Source organism: Sphingomonas phyllosphaerae, from assembly GCA_036946405.1.
Taxonomy (GTDB): Bacteria; Pseudomonadota; Alphaproteobacteria; order Sphingomonadales; family Sphingomonadaceae; genus Sphingomonas; species Sphingomonas phyllosphaerae_D.
In genome coordinates this window covers 160796-182314 of record JAQIJC010000001.1, presented here as the reverse complement: position 1 = coordinate 182314, position 21519 = coordinate 160796, and the positions used below count along the sequence as shown (strand labels likewise).

Genomic DNA, 21519 nt, shown 5'->3' with positions numbered 1-21519 from the left:
CGTTTGCCCTGAGCTTGTCGAAGGGCGTGCCGCTGGGCACGTGCTTCGACAGGCTCAGCACGAACGGTGGAGATGTGCACCGAACCGCCAGTATCGTCGCCCGGATCAGGCCGGGGCGACGTAAGCTTACTCCACGAACGGCTCGACGCTGATGTGCCGCCCGCGCAGGAACACGTCGGCCACCGCGCGCAGCGGCGAGACGTCGACGTCCGACACGCCCGCGCGCACGATCGCGCCGAAGCGGTGGTAGAGCCCCGGATATTCGCCGTGCAGGTCGGCGTCGTGCGCCAGCGCTTCCTTGCCGTCGATCGTCAGCACCGAGCCGCCTTTCGACAGCAGCAAGGTGCCGTCGTCGGTCTCCACCTCGATATCCCAATGCTGCGGGCCTTCCTGGCGGAAGTCGAGGTCCATCGCGATCTCGGCCCCGGCGGTGTCGCGGAACGACACGCGCGCCGCGATCGGCGCCGCGCGGTTCGACGGCACGTCCAGCTCGGCGGTCTCGACGAAGAACGGGCGCGGCAGGATGCGTGTCGCGATCGACAGCGCGTTGATGCCGGGATCGAACACGCCGAAGCCGCCCGGCTCCCAGATCCAGTCCTGCCCCGGATGCCAGACGCGCACGTCCTCGCGCCAGGTGATCCGGGCGCGCTTCACCTCGCGCTCGGCAAGCCATGCGCGCGCCGGCTCGACCCCGTCGGCGTAGCGCGAGTGCCAGCTGGCGAACAGGCTGACGCCCTTCGCCGCGGCGGCGTCGCGCAGCGCGATCACCTCGGCCAGCGTCGCCCCCGGCGGCTTTTCGAGGAAGACGTGCCAGCCCTGCTCGATGCAATATTGCGCGATCGCGCGGCGCACCTGCGGCGGGGTGCACAGCGACACCGCGTCCACCTCAAGGCCGCTGGCGGCGAGTTCGTAGACGTCGCGGAAGAACGGCAGACCATTGACGCTCTCGCCGCTGCGGCTGACGGTGGCGACGAGGTCGAAGCTCTTGCCGGCGGCGATCGCGGGCAGATGCTGGTCGTGGGCGATCTTGCCCATACCGACCAGCGCGAGGCGGATCGGCGCGGTCACAGCGCGCGCACCACGACCGGCGCGGCGGCCGCATCGGTCAGCGTGTTGCGCAAGGGCAGCGCGAACGGTGCGGCGGCGATCTCGAACACGTCACCAGCCTGCGTCTTGACGCCATCGGCGACCGACAGCGTCGCAGTGCCGAAGAAATGGACGTGCACGTCGCCCGGCCGGCGGAACCCGGCATATTTGAAGTGATGATGCTCCAGATTGGCGAGGTGGTGCGACATATTGTCCTCGCCGGTCAGGAACGGCTTTTCCCACAAGGTCTGGCCATCGCGGACGATCTTGCTGGTGCCGCGAATGTCCGACGGCGGCGTGCCGAGCAGCAGCTCCGCGCCGAGCGACGCCTGCCGCAGCTTGCTGTGCGCGAGCCACAGGTAATTGTGCTTCTCGGTCACATGGTCGCTGAACTCGTTGGCGAGCGCGACGCCCAGACGATACGGCGTACCGTCGTCGCCGATCAGGTAGATGCCGGCCAGCTCGGGCTCTTCCCCGCCATCCTGCGCGAAGGCGGGCGACGCGAACGGCGCTTCCGGCGCGACCAGCGATTGGCCGTCGCCTTTGTAGAACCATTCCGGCTGCTGCCCGATCGCGCCTTCGGCCGGCTTGCCGCCCTCGACGCCTTCGAGGAACATCCGCATCGAATCGGTCTGGTGCTCGGCGGACGACGCCGCCTTGTGCATCGCGTCGCGCCCGGAAGCCGAACCGAGGTGCGTCAGCCCGGTGCCCGCCAGCATCAGCCGCGCGCTGTCGTCATGATCGATCGCGGGGAGCAGATGCCCGGCGTCGAGCGCGGCGGCGATGTCGACCGGCTCGTCGCTGCGGCGCTGTGCCGCGGCCTCGGCGAGCGTCGTGCCGGCGGCGATCGCCGCCAGCGCCAGTTCGCGGGTCGTCGCGACATCGGTCAGGAAGACCGCGCGGTCGCCCTCGGCGAGAATGACGCGGCGACGCCCGTCGTCACCGCGATGTTGAAGCAGACGGGTATCGGTCATGCGAGGTCCTTGAGCGCGGAAAGATAGCGGCGCGCCTCGGCGGCGACCGCATCGGCAGACTTGCCGGGACGATAGAGGTTGGAGCCGAGCCCGAAGCCGTCGGCTCCGGCGGCGCGCCATTCGGCGATATTCTCGGGCACGATCCCGCCGACCGCGAGCATCCGCAGCGTCTTCGGCAGCACCGCCCGCTGCGCCTTGAGGTAGCCGGGCGTGGTGCCATCGGCGGGGAACAGCTTGAGCGCGGTCGCGCCGGCGGCGAGTGCAGCGAACGCCTCGCTCGGCGTGAAATAGCCCGGCATCGAGATCATCCCGCGCGCCGCGGTGGCGGCGATCACGTCGGTGTTGGTGTTGGGCGAGACGATCAGCGTGCCGCCGATCTCGTGGACCCGCGCGACGTCCTCGACCGTCAGCACCGTGCCCGCGCCGATCAGCGCGCGATCGCCGACGCGCTCGACCAGCAGCCTGATGCTGTCGAACGGATCGGGCGAGTTGAGCGGCACTTCGATCAGCGTGAAGCCGGCGTCGACCAGGGCATCGCCGACCGCAGGCGCCTCGGCCGGGGTCAGCCCGCGCAGGATCGCGACGAGCGGGGCGACGGCGAAGGCCGCATCGAAGCGCGTATGTGTCTCGGTCATCGTGTCAATTCCCAGAGGCGGTGGATACCGGCGGCGAAGGCGCGCTCGCTGTCGAGCGCCACCGGCGTGCCGCCGCCATGCCGGATCGCGGCGGCATACAGATCGGCGAGCGCACCGCCCGCGAGCAACTGCACGGTGCGCCCGGCGAGATCGTCGCGCGCGCCGACATCCGCGCCGATCAGCACCCCGCTCGCGAACGACGCCGCCTCGTCGGGGGCGAGCCGGCCGAGCAGCACGCGCGCACGCACCTCGAACAGCGCCACCGTCAGATCACGCGCGCCCGCGCCGCGTGCGAGCCCGTCCTGAAACGCCGCGCCGTCGGCGACCGCGCCGTCGAGCATCCCGGCAAGGATCCCGTGCCCGCGCAGCAACGCGAACAGCTCGCCGGTCAGCGCGGTGGCGATGTCGGTCACGCGTCCGGCTTCGGTCGCGATCCATTTGTTGTGCGTGCCCGGCTGGCAGAACAAGGCGTCGGCTGGGGCGAGCCCGGCGACGATCGCACCGAGCACCTGTACCTCCTCGCCGCGCATCACATCGGCGCGCGCCGCGCCGCGCAGCGCGACCCCCGGCACCAAGGTCGCCACCGCGTCGTCGATCGTCACGCAGCCCGCTGCCAGCGTGTCCAGCCCGGCGGGCGCGTCGACATAGGGCACCTCCCGCCAGCCGCGGTTCGACCCGACCATCCCGGCGGCGATCACCGGCAGCTCGCCGAGTGCCGCGCGGATCGCGCTGATTTCTCCGGGATAATCCTCAGGTTTCAGAGACAGGATGCCGCGCGGATCCTTGACCGACGCCTCCGCCACACCCGCCGCGGACATCCGCCACGCGCGCCGGTTCGTCGTTCCCCAATCGATGGCGATGTAGCCGCCCGACACGTCATCCTCCCATTTATTTGTAGGACATAAAGCCTTCCGCGACGAGGTCAAGGCTGTGCGCCGCGTGCGTGATCCTGTAGGTCGACGCGATCGGACAAGGGAGAGACAGATGACCGAAGTGCGGACGTTGTGGCGCGGTGCGGCAACCCTTGGGGAGGGGCCGGCGTGGGACCCGATCCAGAAAGTATTGTGGTTCGTCGACATCAAGCAACAGCGCGTTCACCGCTACGATCCCGTCTCCGGCGAGGTCGCCGCCTGGGCGGCGCCGGCGCAGATCGGCTGGGTGCTGCCTGGCGCGGGTGGGATGCTGCTGGCCGGATTGCAGACAGGGCTTGCGCGCTTCGACCCCGACACCGGCGAGTTCTCGCATCTCGCCGAGGTGGAGCCGGAGCTGCCGGGCAATCGCCTCAACGACGCGACGGTCGCGCAGGACGGGTCGGTCTATTTCGGGTCGATGGATGATGGCGAAAGCGCGATCACCGGGCGCGTCCATCGCTGGGACGGGCAGCAGGTGACGACCACCGCGATCGACGCTGTCGCGATCACCAACGGCCCCGGCCTCTCGCCTGACGGCGCGACGCTCTATCATGTCGATACGCTGGGCGGGGTGATCCATGCCGTCGCGCTGTCGCCGGACGGGACGACCGGCGCGGCGCGGGTCTTTGCGACGATCGACCCGGCCGACGGCCACCCTGACGGGGTGACGGTCGACTCGGGCGGCAACGTCTGGGTCGGACTGTGGGGCGGGTGGTGCGCGCGCTGCTATGCGCCCGACGGCACGCTGCGGCGGGAAGTGAAGCTGCCCGCCGCCAATATCACCAAGATCGCGCTCGGCGGCCCGGACCTCAAGACCGCCTTCGCGACGAGCGCGCGCAAGGGACTCGACGACGCCGCGCTCGCCGACCAGCCCGATGCGGGCGGATTGTTCGCGTTCGAGGTCGAGATCGCCGGCCAGCCTCTCCCGCCCGCTCGGCTCGGCTGAAACGAAGTGGCCGGCGGCTCGCGGGAGCCGCCGGCCACTTCGTCATTCCCGCGAAGGCGGGAATCCAGACACGCTGACCTTGGTTGGTGAACCGGTACGTCGGAGGTTCCGGATCCCCGCTTCGCAGGGATGACGATCAGAATTTAGTGCACCGTCTCTTCAACCGGCACGTCGGGCAGCGCGTTGGTCGCCTTGGCGCCCCACAAAGCATAGAAGAGAATGTACAGCTCGCACGCCGCGGTCAGCAGGAACGACGGTTGCAAGCCATAAGCGTCGGCCAGCTTGCCCTGCACCACCACCAGCGCACCGCCGGCGATCGCCATGATGAGCAGCCCCGAACCTTCCTCGGTGAGCGGCCCCAGCCCCTTGATGCCGAGCGTGAAGATCGTCGGGAACATGATCGAGTGGAACAGCCCGACCGAGATCAGCGCCCACATCGCGACCGGCCCGGTCGTGAAGACGGTGATGAGCATGACCACGAACGCGCCGATCGAGAAAGCGGCGAGCACCGTCTCCGCCGGGATGCGCTGCATGATCGCCGAACCCGCGAAGCGCCCGACCATCATCCCGCCCCACAGCAGCGTCAGATAACGACCGGCCTGTTCGGCGGTGACGTTGGCGATCTGCGGCTGGCTGACGAAGTTCACGAACAAATTGGCGACGCCGATTTCGGCGATCAGGTAGATGAAGATCGCCGGAATGCCGAACACCAGATTGCGGTGCTTCCACAGCGAATGGTTCTTGCGGTCCTCCTTGGCGACGCGGCTCGTCGACGAACCCATCGCCGGCAGCGGGAAGCGCGCGATAACGACGGCGAGCACGACCAGCACGATCGCGACCAGCACATAGGGCAGGACGACCGACTGCGCGTCGGCGAGCCGTTCGGCCTCGGTCAGCACCGTTCCCGTCGCCGCGGTGCCGCCCTTCGAGCGACCCAGAATGAGATAGGCACCGAACAGCGGCGCGAGCATCGTTCCGGCTGAATTGAGCGCCTGCACCAGATTGAGCCGCGACGAGGCGGTTTCCGCCGGGCCGATCACCGCGACATAGGGGTTGGCGGCGACCTGCAGCAGCGTGATGCCGCTGGCGATCACGAACAGCATCACCAGCGTCACGCCATAGCTCGGCAGGCTGGCGGCGAGCACCATGCCCAAGGCACCGGCGGCCATGATGAGCAGCCCGACGACCAGCGACTTCTGATAGCCGATCCGCTCGATCAGCTTGGCGGCGGGGATCGAGGCGAAGAAATAGGCGATGAACCAGACGCTTTCGATCAGCGTCGTCTGCGTGTAGTTCAGGTCGAACACGCTGCGCAGGTGCGGCAGCAGCGTGTTGTTGATGACGGTGATGAACCCCCACATGAAGAACAGGCTGGCGAGCAGCGTCAGCGCGCGGCCATAGCCGGGCATGGCGCCCGTGCTGCCGCCCGCGCGCGTCGCGCCCGGTGAAATGGGGGGTCCGGCCATCATCCTCTCCTCAACCTGGTCATGTTCGCGCGGCGGGGTTGCGCCGCAGAGATATGTCTGACTATATTCGCCGCGAAGAAGCGGTCAATGCGGCAAACGCTGTTGGCTGGCAAGTGCGGGAGGGGTGTCGGTGAGCATTTCGGTGGCGCGTTGGAGTGTGGGCGCAGGCATGGCGCTGGCGGGTGTTTTGGCGAGCTCTTCGGCGCTGGCCGCAACGGCGGAGCGCGCCGCGTTCGGCACCTTGCCCGACGGGACCGCGATCGAGGCGGTGACGCTGAAGGGCAGCAACGGCGTCAGCGCGCGGATCATGACGCTCGGCGCGACGCTCCAGTCGTTCAACGCGCCGGACCGCAACGGCAAGGTCGCCGATATCACGCTCGGCTATGACGATGCCGCCAGCTACGTCACCAATCCCAATTTCTGGGGCCAGACCGTCGGCCGCTACGCCAACCGGATCGCGGGCGGCAAGTTCACGATCGACGGCAAGGCCTATCAGCTGCCGCTCAACGACAAGACCAACTCGCTGCACGGCGGCACCAAGGGCTTCGACAAATATATCTGGCGGATCACCTCGGTGAAGTCGGGCCCGCAGGCGAGCGTGACGATGGTCATCACCAGTCCGGCGGGCGATCAGGGCTATCCCGGCACGCTGCAGGTGTCGGCGACCTACAGCCTCGACGACAAGGGCGCGCTGACCATCGACCTCGACGCGAAGACCGATGCCGCGACGGTCGTCAACCTGACCAACCATGCGCTCTTTGATCTGGCGGGCGAGGGCTCGTCGGCGGGCATCTACCCGCAATTGCTGACGATCCCGGCGGCGCGCTACACCCCCGTCAACGCGGCGCTGATCCCGACCGGGGAGCTGGCGCCGGTGGCCGGCACGGTATTCGACTTCACCAAGCCGCGCGCGATCGGGCAGAGCGTGCGCGACGGCAGCGACGCGCAGATCGTGATCGGGCGCGGCTACGACCATAATTTCGCGCTCGACAAGGGCGCGACCAAGGAGCCCGGGCTGGCGGCGCGCGTCGAGGACCCCGCGTCGGGGCGCGTGCTCGAGGTGCTGACCACCGAGCCGGGCGTGCAATTCTATTCCGGCAACTTCATCGACGGCACGTTTGTCGGCAAGCAGCGCCACGTGTATCGCATGGGCGACGGCTTCGCGCTGGAGCCGCAGAAATTCCCGAATACCCCGAACCAGCCGTCGTTCGGTTCGGCGCGGGTCGATCCGGGTAAGCCCTATCATCACCGCATGGTGTACCGCGTCTCGGTGGCGCGCTGATCCCCGGAGTTTGCTGACATGACCGCCCCCCACGATCCGACGACGCTGCGCAGCCGTGCGTGGTTCGACAATCCGGCGAACATCGACATGACGGCGCTGTATCTGGAGCGCTACCTGAACTTCGGGCTGACGCTGGAGGAACTGCGCTCGGGCAAGCCGATCATCGGCATCGCGCAGACCGGCTCGGACCTGTCGCCCTGCAACCGCCACCATCTGGTGCTGGCGGAGCGGGTGCGCGAGGGCGTGCGCGAGATGGGCGGGATCGTGCTGGAATTCCCGGTGCATCCGATCCAGGAAACCGGCAAGCGTCCGACCGCCGGGCTCGACCGCAACCTGGCGTATCTCGGGCTGGTCGAGGTGCTGTACGGCTATCCGCTCGACGGCGTGGTGCTGACGATCGGCTGCGACAAGACGACCCCGGCGTGCCTGATGGCGGCGGCGACGGTCAACATTCCCGCGATCGCCTTGTCGGTCGGGCCGATGCTGAATGGCTGGCACAAGGGCGAGCGCACCGGCTCGGGCACGATCGTCTGGAAGGCGCGGCAGCTGCTCGCGGCCGGCGAAATCGACGATGCCGAGTTCATCCGGCTGGTGGCGTCGTCGGCGCCGTCGACCGGCTATTGCAACACGATGGGCACCGCGACGACGATGAACTCGCTCGCCGAAGCGCTCGGCATGTCGCTGCCCGGCTCGGCGGCGATCCCGGCGCCGTATCGCGACCGGCAGGAGGTCGCGTATCTCACCGGCAAGCGGATCGTCGAGATGGTCGCCGAGGATCTCAAGCCTTCGGACATTTTGACGAAGGACGCCTTCCACAACGCGATCAAGGTCAATTCCGCGATCGGCGGATCGACCAACGCGCCGATCCACCTCGCGGCGCTCGCGCGCCACGTCGGGGTCGAGCTGCCGATCAAGGACTGGGAAACCGAGGGGCACAAGGTGCCGCTGCTGGTCAATCTGCAGCCGGCCGGCGAGTATCTGGGCGAGGATTATTATCGCGCAGGCGGCGTGCCGGCGGTGGTCAACCAGCTGATCGAACAGGGGCTGATCGCCGAGGATGCGCTGACCGTCAACGGCAAGACCATGGGCGACAATTGCCGCGGCGTGGCGATCGAGGACGAGAAGGTGATCCGCCCGTATGACGCGCCGCTGAAGGAAGAGGCCGGGTTCATCGTGCTGTCGGGCAATCTCTTCGACGCCGCGGTGATGAAGACCAGCGTGATTTCGCCGGAGTTCCGCGACCGTTACCTGTCGAACCCCGACGACCCCGAGGCGTTCGAGGGGCCGGCGGTGGTGTTCGACGGGCCGGAGGATTACCACGCGCGGATCGACGATCCCGCGACCGGGATCACGCCCGAGACGTTGCTGTTCATGCGCGGCGCCGGCCCGATCGGCTATCCGGGCGCGGCCGAGGTCGTCAACATGCGCCCGCCGGCCTATCTGATCACCGAGGGCGTCCATGCGCTGCCGTGCATTGGCGACGGACGGCAATCGGGGACGAGCGGCTCGCCGTCGATCCTCAACGCCTCGCCGGAAGCGGCGGCGATGGGTGGGCTGGCGCTGCTCAAGACCGGCGACCGGGTGCGGGTCGATCTCGGCAAGGGCACGGCGAACGTGCTGATCCCGGAGGCGGAACTGGCGGAGCGGCGCGCGGCGCTGGAGGCGGCGGGCGGCTATGCCTATCCGGCCTCGCAGACGCCGTGGCAGGAGATCCAGCGCGCGGTCGTCGGGCAGATGAGCACCGGCGCGATCCTCGAGGGTGCCGAGAAGTACCAGCGCATCGCGCAGACCATGGGACTGCCGCGCGATAATCACTGACGTCTGATCACCAATGCGCGAACGTCACCCCGGCGAAGGCCGGGGCCCGGTTGGGGGACGCTGATGATGCAGGTCGCGCTTCGTTACATCTGCCTTCCCGATTGGGCCCCGGCCTTCGCCGGGGTGGTGGGCAGCGGGCTTTCGGCCGCCCCCCCCCCCCGCGCCGTTCGTGCTGAGCTTGTCGAAGCACGGGTCCCCGGACACGCCCTTCGACAAGCTCAGGGCGAACGGTGCGGGGGGCATCACGGCCAGAACGCCTGGTAGAGCGCAATGACGGCGTGACGTCGTGCTGCGCGGACCTGCGGCGCTGTGCGCGACATCTCCGCGGCTCCGCACTCCGTCACGCCGCTAGCGCCATCTCGGTGTCGCGCTGCGCCTGTCCGATCAGCCGTTCGGTCACCGCGCGCGCACCCGCGCCGTCGCCATTGGCGATCGCCTCGAACAAGGCGCGGTGAAGCGGCATCGGGTCCTGATAGTGCGCGGGCGTCCGGTATTTGAAGAACGTCGTCCAGCGCACCGCCGCGGCGATGCTGCTCGACAGGCTGACCAGCAGCTCGTTGCGGGTCGCGTGCAGGATCGTTGCGTGGAAACGCTGGTCGGCGCTCTGCCCCTCCTGCGTGCGCAGCCCGTGCGCCGCCATGATCTCCAGCGCATGACCCATTCGCGACAGCTCGGCGGCGCTGCGCTGAAGCGCGGCCAGCTCGGCGGCAGCGGGTTCGACGATCATCCGCAACTGGAAGAGGCTGCGCACGAAATCGAGCGACGGCGCGCCCTCGAACATCCACGCCAGCATGTCGGGGTCGAGCAAATTCCAGTGCGCGCGGTCGCGGACCCGCGTTCCCGCCTTCGGCCGGCTTTCGACCAGCCCCTTGGCGCTCAGCATCCGCAGCGATTCGCGGATCACGCTGCGCGAGACGCCGAATTGCTCGGCCAGCTCCAGCTCGCCGGGCAGCGTGACGCTGGCGGGATGTCGTCCGGTGACGATCGCGACGCCCAGATCGCGCGCGATCGTCACATGCGCCGGCCCACGCCGCTCGCTTCTCTCCACGCTGCCCCCCGCTATCATGCCTAAGCTTAGGCGGATGCGCTCGGCTGGAGCAAGGCGCGGTTACTCGGCCCAGGCGAGCGCGCGGCGCAATTGCCCGGCGGCGTCTTCGGTGAAGGGCCGGCCGTGCGCGAACACCACCCGCTCGGGCGCGAGCGCGACCAATGTCGCCACCGCCGCGCGCAGGTCGCGCCCGCCGAAGCGCAGCACCGGGCGCAGATAGCGCGGCGTCGTCCCCCATGCCCCGCCGCTCAGCCGCGCGATGAGGGCGGTGATCGGCGGCAGCCGCTCCGGCTCCATATGCTGGACGACGTCGGTAAGGACCAACGTGCGTGAGGCGCGATGGTGGAACCACACTTCGTTGAACCCGGCCGCGCCCGCGATCAGCCCCTGGTCGACCGCATCGGCCCATTCGGGCGGGGGGACCGCGCCCAGTTCGCGGTCGATCCGCAACCCGCTGCGCTCCACCTGCCCGCGCGCGCCGAGCCCCGGCGCGGCCCACAACAGCGCCTTGGGATAGGCGCGCTGCCACCCCGGCAGCCGCGTCCAGTGCGCGATATTGGGCGCGATCAGGTGCCGCACCACGCCCAGCTCGGCGAGCGCCGCCGCCAGCGCCGGGGTGAAGCGGGTCGGTGAGTGCAGCATCAGCGAGCGGTCGGGCAGCCGCAGCACCGTCATGCGGATCGGCAGCGACAGGCCGGAAGCGATCATCGGACCGCTGTCGACGATCCAAACATCCTTGCCGAACGGCTTTAGCACGTCGAGCGGCGGGTAGCTGGCGGGGGCGTCGCTGCGGCGTTCGCGCGCCGCCAGCCAGGCGACCGCCCCGGCGGCGACCGCTGCGCCGCCCAGCGCGATCTTGGTGTTGCGGTCCATCGGTCAGCTCCCTCTGCGTCCGTCGATCGAGCGCAGCCAACGCCCGAGCCGCGCGATCGGTGGCACGGATACTGGCCAAGCGGCACCCGCGACGGCATAGCCGCGCCGATGCAGCTTGTCGCCCAACGCGCCCATCTCTCCGCGCTCGCCGATGCCGGACGCCTGCGCACGCTGGCGCCGCGGCGTGGCGTCGACCTGTCCTCGAACGATTATCTCGCGCTGTCGACCGCGCCGCGGCTGGTCGCGGCGGCGCAGGCGGCACTGGCGCGCGGCGTCGCGCTCGGCTCGGGCGGGTCGCGGCTGTTGCGCGGCAACGACGCCGAGCATGAGGCGCTGGAGGCGGAGGCGGCGAGCTTCTTCGGCGCGGAGGCGGCGCTGTCGTTCGGCTCGGGCTATGCCGCGAACACCGCGTTGCTGTCGTCGGTGCCGCAGCCGGGCGACCTGATCGTTTACGACGCCTTGGTCCATGCGAGTATGCACGACGGGATGCGGCTTGGCCGCGCGCCCTGCGTCGCGGCGGCGCATGGCGACCCGCGGGCCGCCGATGACGCGATCGCGGCGTGGCGCGCGGGCGGCGGCACCGGCACGCCGTGGATCGCGGTCGAAAGCCTCTACAGCATGGACGGTGACCTGACCGACGTCGCCGCCTATCTGGCGGTGGCCGACCGGTACGACGCGATGCTGGTCGTCGACGAGGCGCACGCGACCGGTGTGTGGGGCGCGCGCGGGCGCGGCGTGGCGGAGCCGTGGCACGGGCGCGCTAATCTCGTCACGCTCAATACCTTCGGCAAGGCGCTGGGCTGCGAGGGCGCGGTGCTGTGCGGGCCGGCGCTGGTGCGCGACTTTCTCGTGGCGCGCGCGCGGCCGTTCATCTTCTCGACCGCGCCGTCGCCGCTCGGCGCGGCGGTGGCGCGCGAGAGCCTGCGCGTCGTCGTCGACGAACCCGACCGGCGCGCAAGGCTCCATGCGCTGATCGAGGCGGCGCGGCGGCATCTGTCGCCGCTCGGCGCGCGCGTCGAGTCGCAGATCGTGCCGCTGGTGATCGGCGACGATCGCGAGGCGATGCGCGTCGCGTCAGCGGTGCAGGCCGCTGGGTTCGACGTGCGCGGCATCCGTCCGCCGACCGTCCCTGCGGGGACCGCGCGGCTGCGGATCGCGCTGACGCTCCATGTCACCGAAGCGGAGATCGCCGCGCTGGCGGATGTGTTAAGGGAGCTATTGCCATGAGCGGGACGATCGTCGTCACCGGGACCGACACCGACGTCGGCAAGACGGTGTTCGCCGCCGCGCTGACCGTCGCGCTCGGCGCGCGTTACTGGAAGCCGGTGCAGGCCGGGCTGGCGGACGGCAGCGACGCGGGCAGCGTCGTGCAACTCGGCGTCGACGCGACGCGGGTGGTGCCAGAGGCGTATCGGCTCGCAACACCCTGCTCGCCGCACCGCGCCGCCGAGATCGATGGCGTGACGATCGACCCCGCGCGGCTCGCGCTGCCTGCGGGGGACGGGCCGCTGGTCGTCGAGGGCGCGGGCGGGGTGCTGGTGCCGCTGACCCGCGACTGGTCGTTCGCCGATCAGGCGGCGGCGTGGGGGCAGCCGGTCGTGCTGGTCGCGCGCACCGCGCTCGGCACGATCAACCACAGCCTGTTGTCGATCGAGGCGCTGCGCGCGCGCGGCGTGCCGCTGCTGGGCATCGCGTTCATCGGCGAACCGGTCGAGGACAGCGAGACGGTGATCGCCGAGATCGGCCAGGTTCGGCGGCTCGGGCGGCTGCCGCGCCTCGCCGACCTGAACGCTGCGACGCTCGCCGGTGCCTTCGCCGACAATTTTAATGTCGAGGATTTCCGGTGAGTTCGGTCTGGCATCCCTTCACCCAGCACGGGCTTCGCGAGCTGATCCCGTGCGTCGTCCGCGGCGAGGGCGCGGTGCTGCACACCGCCGACGGGCGGCGCGTGATCGATGCGATCTCGTCATGGTGGGTGACCACGCACGGCCATGCGCACCCACGGATCGCCGCCGCGATCCGCGCGCAGGCCGAGCGGCTCGACCAGATGATCTTCGCGGGCTGGACGCACGAGCCCGCCGAGGAGGTCGCCGCCGGGCTGCGCGCAATCATGCCGCCGTCGCTGACTCGGGTGTTTTTCTCCGATTCGGGATCGACCAGCGTCGAAGTCGCCTTGAAGATGGCGCTCGGCTACTGGCTGGCACGGGGCGACGCGCGCCACCGCATCCTCGTCATGGAACATGGCTATCACGGTGACACGATCGGCGCGATGTCGGTCGGGCAGCGCGGGGTGTTTAACCGCGCCTATGCGCCGCTGCTGTTCGACGTCGAGACGATCCCGTTCCCGGCGGCGGGCGCGGAACAGGCGACGCTCGACGCGCTCGATCGTGCGTGCGCGGCGGGTGCGGCGGCGTTCATCGTCGAGCCTTTGGTGCTCGGCGCGGGCGGGATGCTGTTTTACTCGCCCGACCTGCTGCGGCAGATGCGCGAGGTCTGCGCGCGGCACGGCGTGCTGTTCATCGCCGACGAGGTGATGACCGGCTGGGGCCGCACCGGCACGTTGCTGGCGTGCGAGCGGGCGGGGATCGAGCCCGACATCCTGTGTCTGTCCAAGGGGCTGACCGGCGGCGCGCTGCCGCTGGCGGTGACGATGGCGAGCGAGCCGATCTTCGACGCGCATTGGTCGACCGATCGCGCGAAGATGTTCTTCCACTCATCGAGCTACACCGCCAACCCGATCGCCTGCGCCGCCGCCGCCGCCAATCTCGCGATCTGGCGCGAGGAGCCGGTGCTGGAGCGCGTCGCGCGGCTGGGCAACGCGCAGGCGGCGCGGCTGGCGACGCTGGGCGACATCCGCAACCCGCGCCTGCTGGGGACGATCGCGGCGTTCGAGATCGGCGCGGGCGAGGGGTATCTCTCCGATCTCGCACCGCGGCTGATGGCGGCGTTCCGCGAACGCGACGTGCTGCTGCGCCCGCTCGGCGACACGCTCTACGTCATGCCGCCCTATTGCATCACCGACGACGAACTCGACCGCATCTATTTCGCCATTTCGGACGTAGTCGCGCGCCACCGATAACGCGGCGGCGCGTTTGGCGAGGATGACCTTTTCTTCGCGCAGCCGCTTTCTCGTATCGATCCTGTGGCGCCGCTGGCGTGGTTGGTGGGCGGATCACCGCGCGATCGCCCGCGAGCGGGCGGCGGCGCTGGAGGCCAGGGCACGTGAGGCGCTGTCGCTCGACGAGGCGCAGCGTCTGGCGATGGAGGCGGCGGCCTTGCGCGCGACCGCCGATGGCGCAGGTCGGCGCAAGGGGATCATTCCGTTGCTGCGCAACTGACGCGCCGCGCCTAGTCTGCCCCGAAACAGGGGAGAAGCATGACCGAGACGCCTGACGTGCCGCTGCTCCACGGCTATTTCCGCTCGACCGCCGCCTGGCGGGTGCGGATCGCGCTCAAGCTCAAGCAGGTGGCGTGGCGCGATTGTTTCCACCACCTTCGTCACGGGGGACAGCGCGCGCCCGATTACCTTCGCGTCAACCCGCAAGGATTGGTGCCGGCGCTCGAATGGGACGGCGCGGTGCTGACGCAGAGCCTCGCGATCTGCGAATATCTCGATGAGCGCATCCCAGATTTGCCGCTGCTCCCCGCCGATCCGGTCGCGCGCGCGCAGGTGCGGGCGTTCGCTGAGGTGATCGCGTGCGACACGCACCCGGTGCAGAATTTGCGCGTGCTGCAACGTTTGCGCGCCGCCGGGCTCGACGAGGCGGCGGTCAGCGGCTGGGCGCGCGACACGATCGCCGACGGGCTCGCCGCGTGCGACGCGCTGCTCGCGGACAAGCAGGGGCCGTGTTGCTTCGGTACGCAGGTGACGCTCGCCGATCTGTGTCTGGTCCCGCAATTGTTCAATGCGCGGCGGTTCGGAGTCGAGCTGGTCTGGCCGCGCTTGCTGGCGGTCGAGGCGAAGTGTCTCGCGCTGCCCGCGTTCGCCGATGCCGCGCCGGAGCGGCAGCCGGACGCAGAGTAGTTTTCAGCCATCATCCCGGACTTGATCCGGGATCCCGCTTCTTTGTTCGGTCGCCGAGAAGAAGCGGGGTCCCGGGTCAAGCCCGGGACGACGAAGGTGCTACTCCCGCCCCGCGTCCGACCATCACCGTCGCAACCGCGCCGACCAGCATCAGCACTCCACCCAGCACGATCACGCCACGCGCATCCCCGCCGAGCAGGCTCTTGTAGAATAGCGGGATCGACAGGCTCTCGATCATCATCGGGATGACGATGAACATGTTGAAGATGCCCATGTACACGCCATTACGCTCGGGCGGGATCATGCCGGTCAGCATGATGTACGGATTGCCCATCATCCCCGCCCAGCCGACCCCGATGCCGATCATGGCGACGAACAGCCAGCCTTCGGACGGCAGCGCCGGGATCGCCAGCATCGCCGCGCCCGAGGCGGCGAGGCAGCAGGCATGGACCGCCTTCGCGCCATACCGCTTTGCCAGCGGCATCAGCGCCAGCGCCGCGACGAACGCGACCGCATTGTAGAACGCGCCCAATTGCCCGACCGTCAGCACGGTGTCGCGGAACGCGCCGCTGCCGGTCTCGACGGTGCCGTGGAGGGACCGCGCCAGCGCGAAGGTGATGAACTGCCAGTAAGCGAACATCGCATACCATTGGCACAGCATCGCCAGCGCGAGCTGTCGCATCGGCTTCGGCATCTCGATCAGCGCCGACTTCAGATCGGCAAGCGTCGCGCGCAGCGTCAGCGGCTCGGCCGCCAGCCGCGCCTGTTCCTCGGGCGGCAGCGGCAGCTCGGGCACCCGCCAAACCGACCACAGGATCGTCGACAGCGACAGCAATGCGCCGATCAGGAAGGCGATCCGCGTGATGTCGGGGATGCCGTTGGCGTCGACCGCATCCTTGTCGAACCCGATCCACACCAGCAGCGACGGCGCGAGATACGACAGGGTCTGCGCCAGCCCGGTGAACGCCGATTGAGTCAGGAACCCGGTCGCGCGCTGGTCCTCCGCCAGCCGGTCGCCGACATAGGCGCGATACGGCTCCATCGTGACATTGTTGGCGGCGTCGAGGATCCACAACAGGCTGGCGGCGATCCACAACGCGCGGCTGTACGGCATCGCGAACAGGCACAGGCTGCACAGCACCGCGCCGATCAGAAAATAGGGGGTGCGCCGCCCGAGCCGCGTGTTGGTCCGGTCGCTCATCACGCCGATCAGCGGCTGGACGAGCAACCCGGTAACGGGGCCGGCGAGCCATAACAGCGGCAGACTGGCCTCGTCGGCGCCGAGATAGCCGTAAATCGGCGCCATATTGGCCTGTTGCAGCCCGAACGAGAATTGCAGGCCGAGGAAGCCGAGGTTCATCTCGACGATCCGGGCCAGCGACAGGCGCGGCTTGCTCATCTCACGGCTCCCGTCTCACTGCTTCGTCATTCCCGCGAAGGCGGGAATCCAGAACCTCCGACCGCACCGCAGGAAGCGTGACCGTCGCGCGTTTGGATTCCCGCTTGTGCGGGAATGACGGATCGCCGGGCATCATGCGCCACCCTCCAGCCACACCAACCCCCACGCCGGCACGGCATCGACGACAGCGCCGGTCAGCCGGTCGCGGCCGGTCTCCGGCACCGCAATCTCCTGGTCGGCGAAATTGAGGAACACCCGGTCGCGCCCGCACGCGATGCCGAGCAGCGCCGCATCCCCGGTCGCGATCAAAGCCGGCGCGCCCGCCCCCGCGCCCGCAATCCGGGCGTCGCGCAACGCAACGAGATCGCCGCTGATCCGCAATGCCGCCGGGGTCTCCAGCGCCCACCAGTCCATCGCGGGGCGGTGAACCCACCGGCCCTCGTGCGCCAGCCCGAGATCGTCGGCGTAATCGTAGTCGTTCAGCAGCCCGGCCTCATCGCCCATATAGGTCGTGGCCAGCCCGCCGGTCGCAATCGACAGCGCGTTGAGCAACGTGATCCGCCGCAACGCCGCCTCGCGTGCCTCGTCGTCGCGCGCGGCTTCCAGCCCGGCGAGCGAGGCGAGCGTGCCGTTGGTGCCGTGCAGGACCGCGCCATCCGTCTGGAACGGCACGCCGCGCGCCCAGCTGTCGCCCGCGCCGTGCAGGAAGGCGGCGGCGGCGCGCAGTCGCGCTTCGGGTACCGGGTCGATCGCGCGCAGGTCACCCAGCACCGCGCCCCAGCCGATGTCGTCGTGGCAGCGCGCATAGCTCAGCCAGTTCGCCCCCGACGGCAGGCCACCGCTCGCCGCGACGATCGCGGCGGGCAGCTGCGCGGATCGCTCGGCGAGCCCGACCCAGCCCGCGACCATCAGCGAGTTGTTGTAGACCAGATGGCATTCGGGCTCGAACCCGTCGCCCTCGTCCATCCCGAAATAGGGCGGGACGAACGCGGTCGGCACGATCGCCTCCGCCTTGAGCAAGGTCGCGGGCGCGACGATGTCGAGCGCGGCGCGCAAGGCCCGGACGATGTAGTGCGCCTGCGGCAGGTTGCGACACGTCGTACCCGGTTGCTTCCACAGGAAGGCGGTGCTGTCGAGCCGGAACGCCTCGAACCCGTGATTGGCGAGCCGCAGCGCGGCGTCGAGGATTGCGACGAACACCTGCGGGTTGCGCCAGTTGAGATCCCATTGAAACGGATAGAAGGTCGTCCAGACGTTCCCGCCCATTTCCGGCACATAAGTGAAATTGCCCGGCGCGGTGGTCGGGAAGACCTGCGGCAGCTCGGCATCGCGCGCCGCCGCCTCGGCATCGTCCACCACGATGTAGAAGTCGCGGTAGAACGGATCGCCCGCCCGCGCCGCCTTCGCCCATCGATGATCGTCGGCGGTGTGATTGAGCGCGAGGTCGACGCACAGGCTGATCTTCGCCGCGCGCAGCCGTTCGGTCAGCCGCTCGACATCCGCCATCGTCCCGAGCGACGGCTCGACGCTCAGGTAATCGGCGACCGCGAATCCACCGTCGCTGTCGCCCGCGCGCGCCTTGAGCAGCGCAAGGACGTGGAGGTAGCGCACGCCCAGCGCCTCGAGATGATCGACATGCGCGGCGAGCCCGTTCACCGTGCCGCCGAAGCGATCGACATAGGTCGAGTAGCCGAGCATGTCGGCGCGCACGAACCAGTCCGGATCGGTGACCCGCGCTTCGTCGAGCGCCTGCAACGCGGCGGGGCGTTCGGCGGCGCGGGCGTGGAGCGATGCGGTGACCGTCGCCCAAAGCGCATCGAGGTCGTAATCGGAATAGAGCCGCGCGAGCTGACGCCGCAGCCGCGGCCCGATCGCCGCGAAGCGCTGCTGCATGGTCATTGCCCGCCTCTCCTCCGTGTCAGCGCTTCTTCGAGCGTGATGACGGGCATAGCAGCCTTGCAATCGTTTGCAAGGCTGGTGTTGACGGGGGGTCAGGCGGAGCTGCGGACGATCAGTTCAGGCGCGACGATGGTGCTGTCCACGGGCTCGCCTGCGATACGGCGCACCAATGCCTCGACCATCAGCCGCGTCCCCGTGACCAGATCCTGACGAATCGTCGTCAGCGGCGGCGACGTGTGCGCGGCGAGCGTCACGTCGTCATAACCAATCACCGCGACATCGCCGGGCACGTCGAGTCCGGCCTCGGTCAGCGCGCGCAACGCGCTCATCGCCGCGACGTCCGAGGCGGCGAAGATCGCGTCGGGCGGGTCACCGTTTGCCAGCCGGGCGCGCACTGCGGCATGGACCGCATCCGGGTCCATGCCGCACGACAGCACCTCGACCGGCACCGGACCGGCGGCGTCCCGGAACCCCGCCAACCGATCCGCAAACTCCGGTGGCGCGGGATCGCCGAGAAATAGCAGACGGCCACGTCCAAGCCCGAGCAGGTGCGTCGCCGCGATACGTCCGCCCAGAATATTGTCCGATCCGATCGTCAGATGCCGCTGCCCCGGGCGATTGACCCCCCAGACCACCAGCGGCGCATAGCGGGCGGCCACGCGCTCGATCGTGTCATATTGGTCGGATTGTCCGACCAGCAGCACCCCATCCACGCGCCCGCTGTCGACCAGCCGGTCGAGCCATTCGTCATTCTCGGGCAGCACGCGCGACAACAGGATATCGTAGCCACGATCCACCAACAGATCGGCAAGAAACCCCAGCAGGCTCAGGAAGAATGGGTCGGTCAAATGCTGGGTGCGCGCATGGCCCAGCGGCATGGCGAGCGCGATCGCGCCGGTGCTGCGCAGCCGCAGATTGCGCGCGAGCTGGTTGGGGCGCACGCCATGTTCGCGGGCCAGCGCGCGGATACGCTCCTGCGTGGTCTTGCTGACCGAGGGATGCCCCGAAAGCGCGCGCGAGACGGTTGCCGTGGAAACCCCCGCCATCGCTGCCAGATCGGCCAGCTTCATCGCCGTCGCCACCGCGTCATGTCCCCGCTCTTTCCGATCGCTTCATAGTCGGTCGTCGCCGTGTCGCAATGCGGGTCATGGTCGCAGGTGGGCGCTCAGCCTTGCTCGCGCTCGATCGCGGCGATCTCGCCGTCGATGAAGTCCATCAAGAGCTTGAGCACCTCCGGATCGGTGCACCGGGCGTTCATCAGCCGCCGCTGGCACATGCCGCCCGCCATGATGAGGATCGACTCGCCGAGCCGCGCGATGCGGCCCTCGTCGGTCGCGCCGGGTGCGATGATCCGCAGCGCCCGGACCAGCTGCCCGCGCAGGCGATCGTCCATCGCATCGAAGATTTCGGCGATCCGCTGGTTGCGATTCGCCTCGGCCATGATCTCGGCGATCAACCGCGTGTCGTTGAGGTCGTTGCAGGCGATGAAGCGCGCGATCCAGTCGCGCACCATCGTCCGATCGGCAGTGCAGCGCGCCGCACACAGTTCGTCACCGGCCAGAAACTCGTCGAGGTCATGTTCGACCAAGGCGGCGACGATCGCCTCCTTGTTGGCGAAGTCGCGATAGATCTGGCCGACCAGCACCCCTGACCGTTCCGACAGTTTCGCCATGCTGGTGGCGTGGAAGCCGTGCTCCGCAAAAAGTTCCCGGGCTGCCTGAACAATTTTCGCCCGACGTGCGTTTGCTTTCCCGCTCCGGTCACGGGGGAAGACAGCGTCGGTTTCCGGACATCCTTGGTTACACCGCTGCATCAATTTACGCCGACCATCTTCTTCCCAGCTTGACGATGCCAGCTCTTCGCAGTAGCAGCATTCGTGAGTGAGCGATCACTCACACACTTCATAAGAGATGTCCATGCCGAAAATGGGGCCGAAAACGGGGTTCGCGGTCGCCGCGATGATGCTGGTGCCGCTCGCGGCGTGTGGCGGCGGGAACAACGCCGAACAGCAGCAACAACAGCAGGCGCAGGCCGGGCCGCCACAAGTGAGCGTGCTGGCCGTGCAGCCGCAGTCGGTGACGCTGACCACGACCTTGCCGGGGCGGACCACCGCCTTCGAAACGTCGGAGGTGCGACCGCAGGTCAACGGCCTCGTCACCGCGCGACTCTTCACCGAGGGCGATCTCGTCCGTGCCGGGCAGCCGCTCTACCGCATCGACTCGCAGCCGTATCAGGCGCAGGTCGCCAGCGCGCGCGCCGCCGTGGCGCGCGCGCGCGCCGCGATCGCGTCGAGTGCCGCGCTCCAGCGCCGCTATGGCGAACTGGTCAAGATCAACGCGATCGCACGGCAGGATTACGAGAACGCCGTGACCACCGCCGCGCAGGCGCAGGCGGATGTCGCCGCGCAGCAGGCGGCGCTGCGTTCGGCGCAGATCGATCTCGCGCGGACCACGATCCGCGCGCCGATCTCCGGCCGGATCGGCCGCTCGGTGACGACCACCGGTGCGCTGGTCAGCGCGGCGCAGACCAACCCGCTGACCACGATCCAGCGGCTCGACCCGATCTATGTCGACGTTTCGCAGTCGAGCGCCGATCTGCTCAAGCTGCGCCAGCAGATCGCCGCGGGCGATCTGGCGCGTGGCGGCACGGCGGCGCGCGTCCGGCTACGGCTGGAGGACGGCTCGGTCTATCCGATCGAGGGCAAGCTGCAATTCGCCGACGTCAGCGTCGATCCGAACACCGGCACCCAGACGATCCGCGCCTTGTTCCCGAACCCCAAGGGGCTGCTGCTGCCGGGCATGTACGTCCGCGCCGAGCTGGTCGAGGGCACGAAGAGCAACGCGATCCTGGTGCCGCAGCGCGCGGTGACGCGTGACGAGCGTGGCAATCCCAGCGTGCTGGTCGTCGGTGCCGACGGCAAGCTCCAGCCGCGCCAGCTGACCGCGCCGCGCACCATCGGCGACAACTGGCTGGTCACCGCCGGGCTCAATCCGGGCGACAAGGTGGTCATGGAAGGCGCGATGATGCTGCGTCCGGGAATGCCGGTGAAGGCCGTGCCCTACAATCCGAACGCCAAGCCCGCCCAGCCCAGTGCGCCGGGCGGCGCGGCGCAGGGCCAGCAGGGTCAGGGCCAGCCGGCCCAGGGAAAGTAACGCCGC

At 69.2% G+C, this 21519-nt stretch carries 20 protein-coding genes; 9 read left to right on the top strand and 11 right to left on the bottom strand.

Annotated features, from left to right (window positions below; translation table 11 throughout):
* Window positions 1–126 precede the first annotated feature (126 nt).
* Genes PGN12_00825 through PGN12_00810 form a run of 4 tightly spaced genes read right to left on the bottom strand, consistent with a single transcriptional unit; the run spans window position 127 to window position 3570 of the window.
* Window positions 127–1068, bottom strand: a complete 942-nt coding sequence (locus PGN12_00825; protein MEH3102434.1) for a Gfo/Idh/MocA family oxidoreductase — start codon at window positions 1066–1068, stop codon at window positions 127–129.
* Entirely contained in the window at window positions 1065–2060 is a 996-nt protein-coding gene (gene gguC, locus PGN12_00820) for a GguC family protein (protein MEH3102433.1), read from the bottom strand. Before gguC ends, PGN12_00825 begins: the two co-directional genes overlap by 4 nt.
* Complete coding sequence (locus PGN12_00815; protein MEH3102432.1) at window positions 2057–2695, bottom strand: 2-dehydro-3-deoxy-6-phosphogalactonate aldolase; 639 nt, start codon at window positions 2693–2695, stop codon at window positions 2057–2059. Before PGN12_00815 ends, gguC begins: the two co-directional genes overlap by 4 nt.
* Window positions 2692–3570, bottom strand: coding sequence for a 2-dehydro-3-deoxygalactonokinase (locus PGN12_00810; GenBank protein ID MEH3102431.1), 879 nt, complete (start codon window positions 3568–3570; stop codon window positions 2692–2694). Before PGN12_00810 ends, PGN12_00815 begins: the two co-directional genes overlap by 4 nt.
* A 109-nt stretch (window positions 3571–3679) precedes the next feature.
* On the opposite strand from PGN12_00810, the gene PGN12_00805 reads away from it, so the two are divergent.
* Entirely contained in the window at window positions 3680–4552 is an 873-nt protein-coding gene (locus PGN12_00805; protein ID MEH3102430.1) for an SMP-30/gluconolactonase/LRE family protein, read from the top strand.
* A 143-nt stretch (window positions 4553–4695) separates the two neighbouring features.
* On the opposite strand, the gene PGN12_00800 is transcribed toward PGN12_00805, so the two are convergent.
* Window positions 4696–5961 carry a sugar MFS transporter gene (locus tag PGN12_00800; protein MEH3102429.1) on the bottom strand — a complete coding sequence of 422 codons (1266 nt, stop codon included), beginning with the start codon at window positions 5959–5961 and terminating at the stop codon, window positions 4696–4698.
* A gap of 226 nt (window positions 5962–6187) precedes the next feature.
* Between PGN12_00800 and PGN12_00795 the strand changes: the two genes are divergently transcribed.
* Both PGN12_00795 and PGN12_00790 read left to right on the top strand, forming a co-directional pair.
* Complete coding sequence (locus tag PGN12_00795) at window positions 6188–7300, top strand: galactose mutarotase (GenBank protein MEH3102428.1); 1113 nt, start codon at window positions 6188–6190, stop codon at window positions 7298–7300.
* Between the two features lie 18 nt (window positions 7301–7318).
* Complete coding sequence (locus PGN12_00790) at window positions 7319–9118, top strand: dihydroxy-acid dehydratase family protein (protein MEH3102427.1); 1800 nt, start codon at window positions 7319–7321, stop codon at window positions 9116–9118.
* A gap of 340 nt (window positions 9119–9458) precedes the next feature.
* Here PGN12_00790 and PGN12_00785 read toward each other — a convergent pair whose 3' ends face one another.
* Window positions 9459–10166, bottom strand: a complete 708-nt coding sequence (locus PGN12_00785) for a FadR/GntR family transcriptional regulator (GenBank protein ID MEH3102426.1) — start codon at window positions 10164–10166, stop codon at window positions 9459–9461.
* 60 nt (window positions 10167–10226) lie between these two features.
* Window positions 10227–11039 carry a DUF4336 domain-containing protein gene (locus PGN12_00780; protein ID MEH3102425.1) on the bottom strand — a complete coding sequence of 271 codons (813 nt, stop codon included), beginning with the start codon at window positions 11037–11039 and terminating at the stop codon, window positions 10227–10229.
* A 108-nt stretch (window positions 11040–11147) separates the two neighbouring features.
* On the opposite strand from PGN12_00780, the gene PGN12_00775 reads away from it, so the two are divergent.
* From PGN12_00775 to maiA, 5 genes are read left to right on the top strand one after another with little or no spacing between them, the layout of a single operon-like run.
* The gene (locus PGN12_00775) at window positions 11148–12266 is read left to right on the top strand and encodes an 8-amino-7-oxononanoate synthase (protein ID MEH3102424.1); all 1119 of its coding nucleotides are present in this window, start codon (window positions 11148–11150) and stop codon (window positions 12264–12266) included.
* Complete coding sequence (gene bioD, locus PGN12_00770) at window positions 12263–12886, top strand: dethiobiotin synthase (protein ID MEH3102423.1); 624 nt, start codon at window positions 12263–12265, stop codon at window positions 12884–12886. Before PGN12_00775 ends, bioD begins: the two co-directional genes overlap by 4 nt.
* Window positions 12883–14118: an adenosylmethionine--8-amino-7-oxononanoate transaminase gene (locus PGN12_00765; GenBank protein ID MEH3102422.1), complete on the top strand. Its 1236-nt coding sequence runs from the start codon at window positions 12883–12885 to the stop codon at window positions 14116–14118. Before bioD ends, PGN12_00765 begins: the two co-directional genes overlap by 4 nt.
* A 22-nt stretch (window positions 14119–14140) precedes the next feature.
* On the top strand, window positions 14141–14377 hold the full coding sequence (locus PGN12_00760) for a hypothetical protein (protein ID MEH3102421.1): 237 nt from the start codon (window positions 14141–14143) through the stop codon (window positions 14375–14377).
* Window positions 14378–14415: 38 nt separating this feature from the next.
* Window positions 14416–15063: a maleylacetoacetate isomerase gene (maiA, locus tag PGN12_00755; GenBank protein ID MEH3102420.1), complete on the top strand. Its 648-nt coding sequence runs from the start codon at window positions 14416–14418 to the stop codon at window positions 15061–15063.
* A gap of 76 nt (window positions 15064–15139) precedes the next feature.
* On the opposite strand, the gene PGN12_00750 is transcribed toward maiA, so the two are convergent.
* From PGN12_00750 to PGN12_00735, 4 genes are all read right to left on the bottom strand, one after another.
* Window positions 15140–16462, bottom strand: coding sequence for an MFS transporter (locus tag PGN12_00750; protein MEH3102419.1), 1323 nt, complete (start codon window positions 16460–16462; stop codon window positions 15140–15142).
* A 132-nt stretch (window positions 16463–16594) separates the two neighbouring features.
* Window positions 16595–18361 (bottom strand): alpha-amylase family glycosyl hydrolase, encoded by a 1767-nt coding sequence (locus tag PGN12_00745; protein ID MEH3102418.1) that lies wholly within the window; start codon window positions 18359–18361, stop codon window positions 16595–16597.
* Window positions 18362–18453: 92 nt separating this feature from the next.
* Window positions 18454–19431: a substrate-binding domain-containing protein gene (locus PGN12_00740; GenBank protein MEH3102417.1), complete on the bottom strand. Its 978-nt coding sequence runs from the start codon at window positions 19429–19431 to the stop codon at window positions 18454–18456.
* A gap of 95 nt (window positions 19432–19526) precedes the next feature.
* Window positions 19527–20174 carry a TetR/AcrR family transcriptional regulator gene (locus PGN12_00735; GenBank protein ID MEH3102416.1) on the bottom strand — a complete coding sequence of 216 codons (648 nt, stop codon included), beginning with the start codon at window positions 20172–20174 and terminating at the stop codon, window positions 19527–19529.
* A 103-nt stretch (window positions 20175–20277) separates the two neighbouring features.
* On the opposite strand from PGN12_00735, the gene PGN12_00730 reads away from it, so the two are divergent.
* Window positions 20278–21513, top strand: coding sequence for an efflux RND transporter periplasmic adaptor subunit (locus PGN12_00730; protein MEH3102415.1), 1236 nt, complete (start codon window positions 20278–20280; stop codon window positions 21511–21513).
* Window positions 21514–21519: the final 6 nt, after the last annotated feature.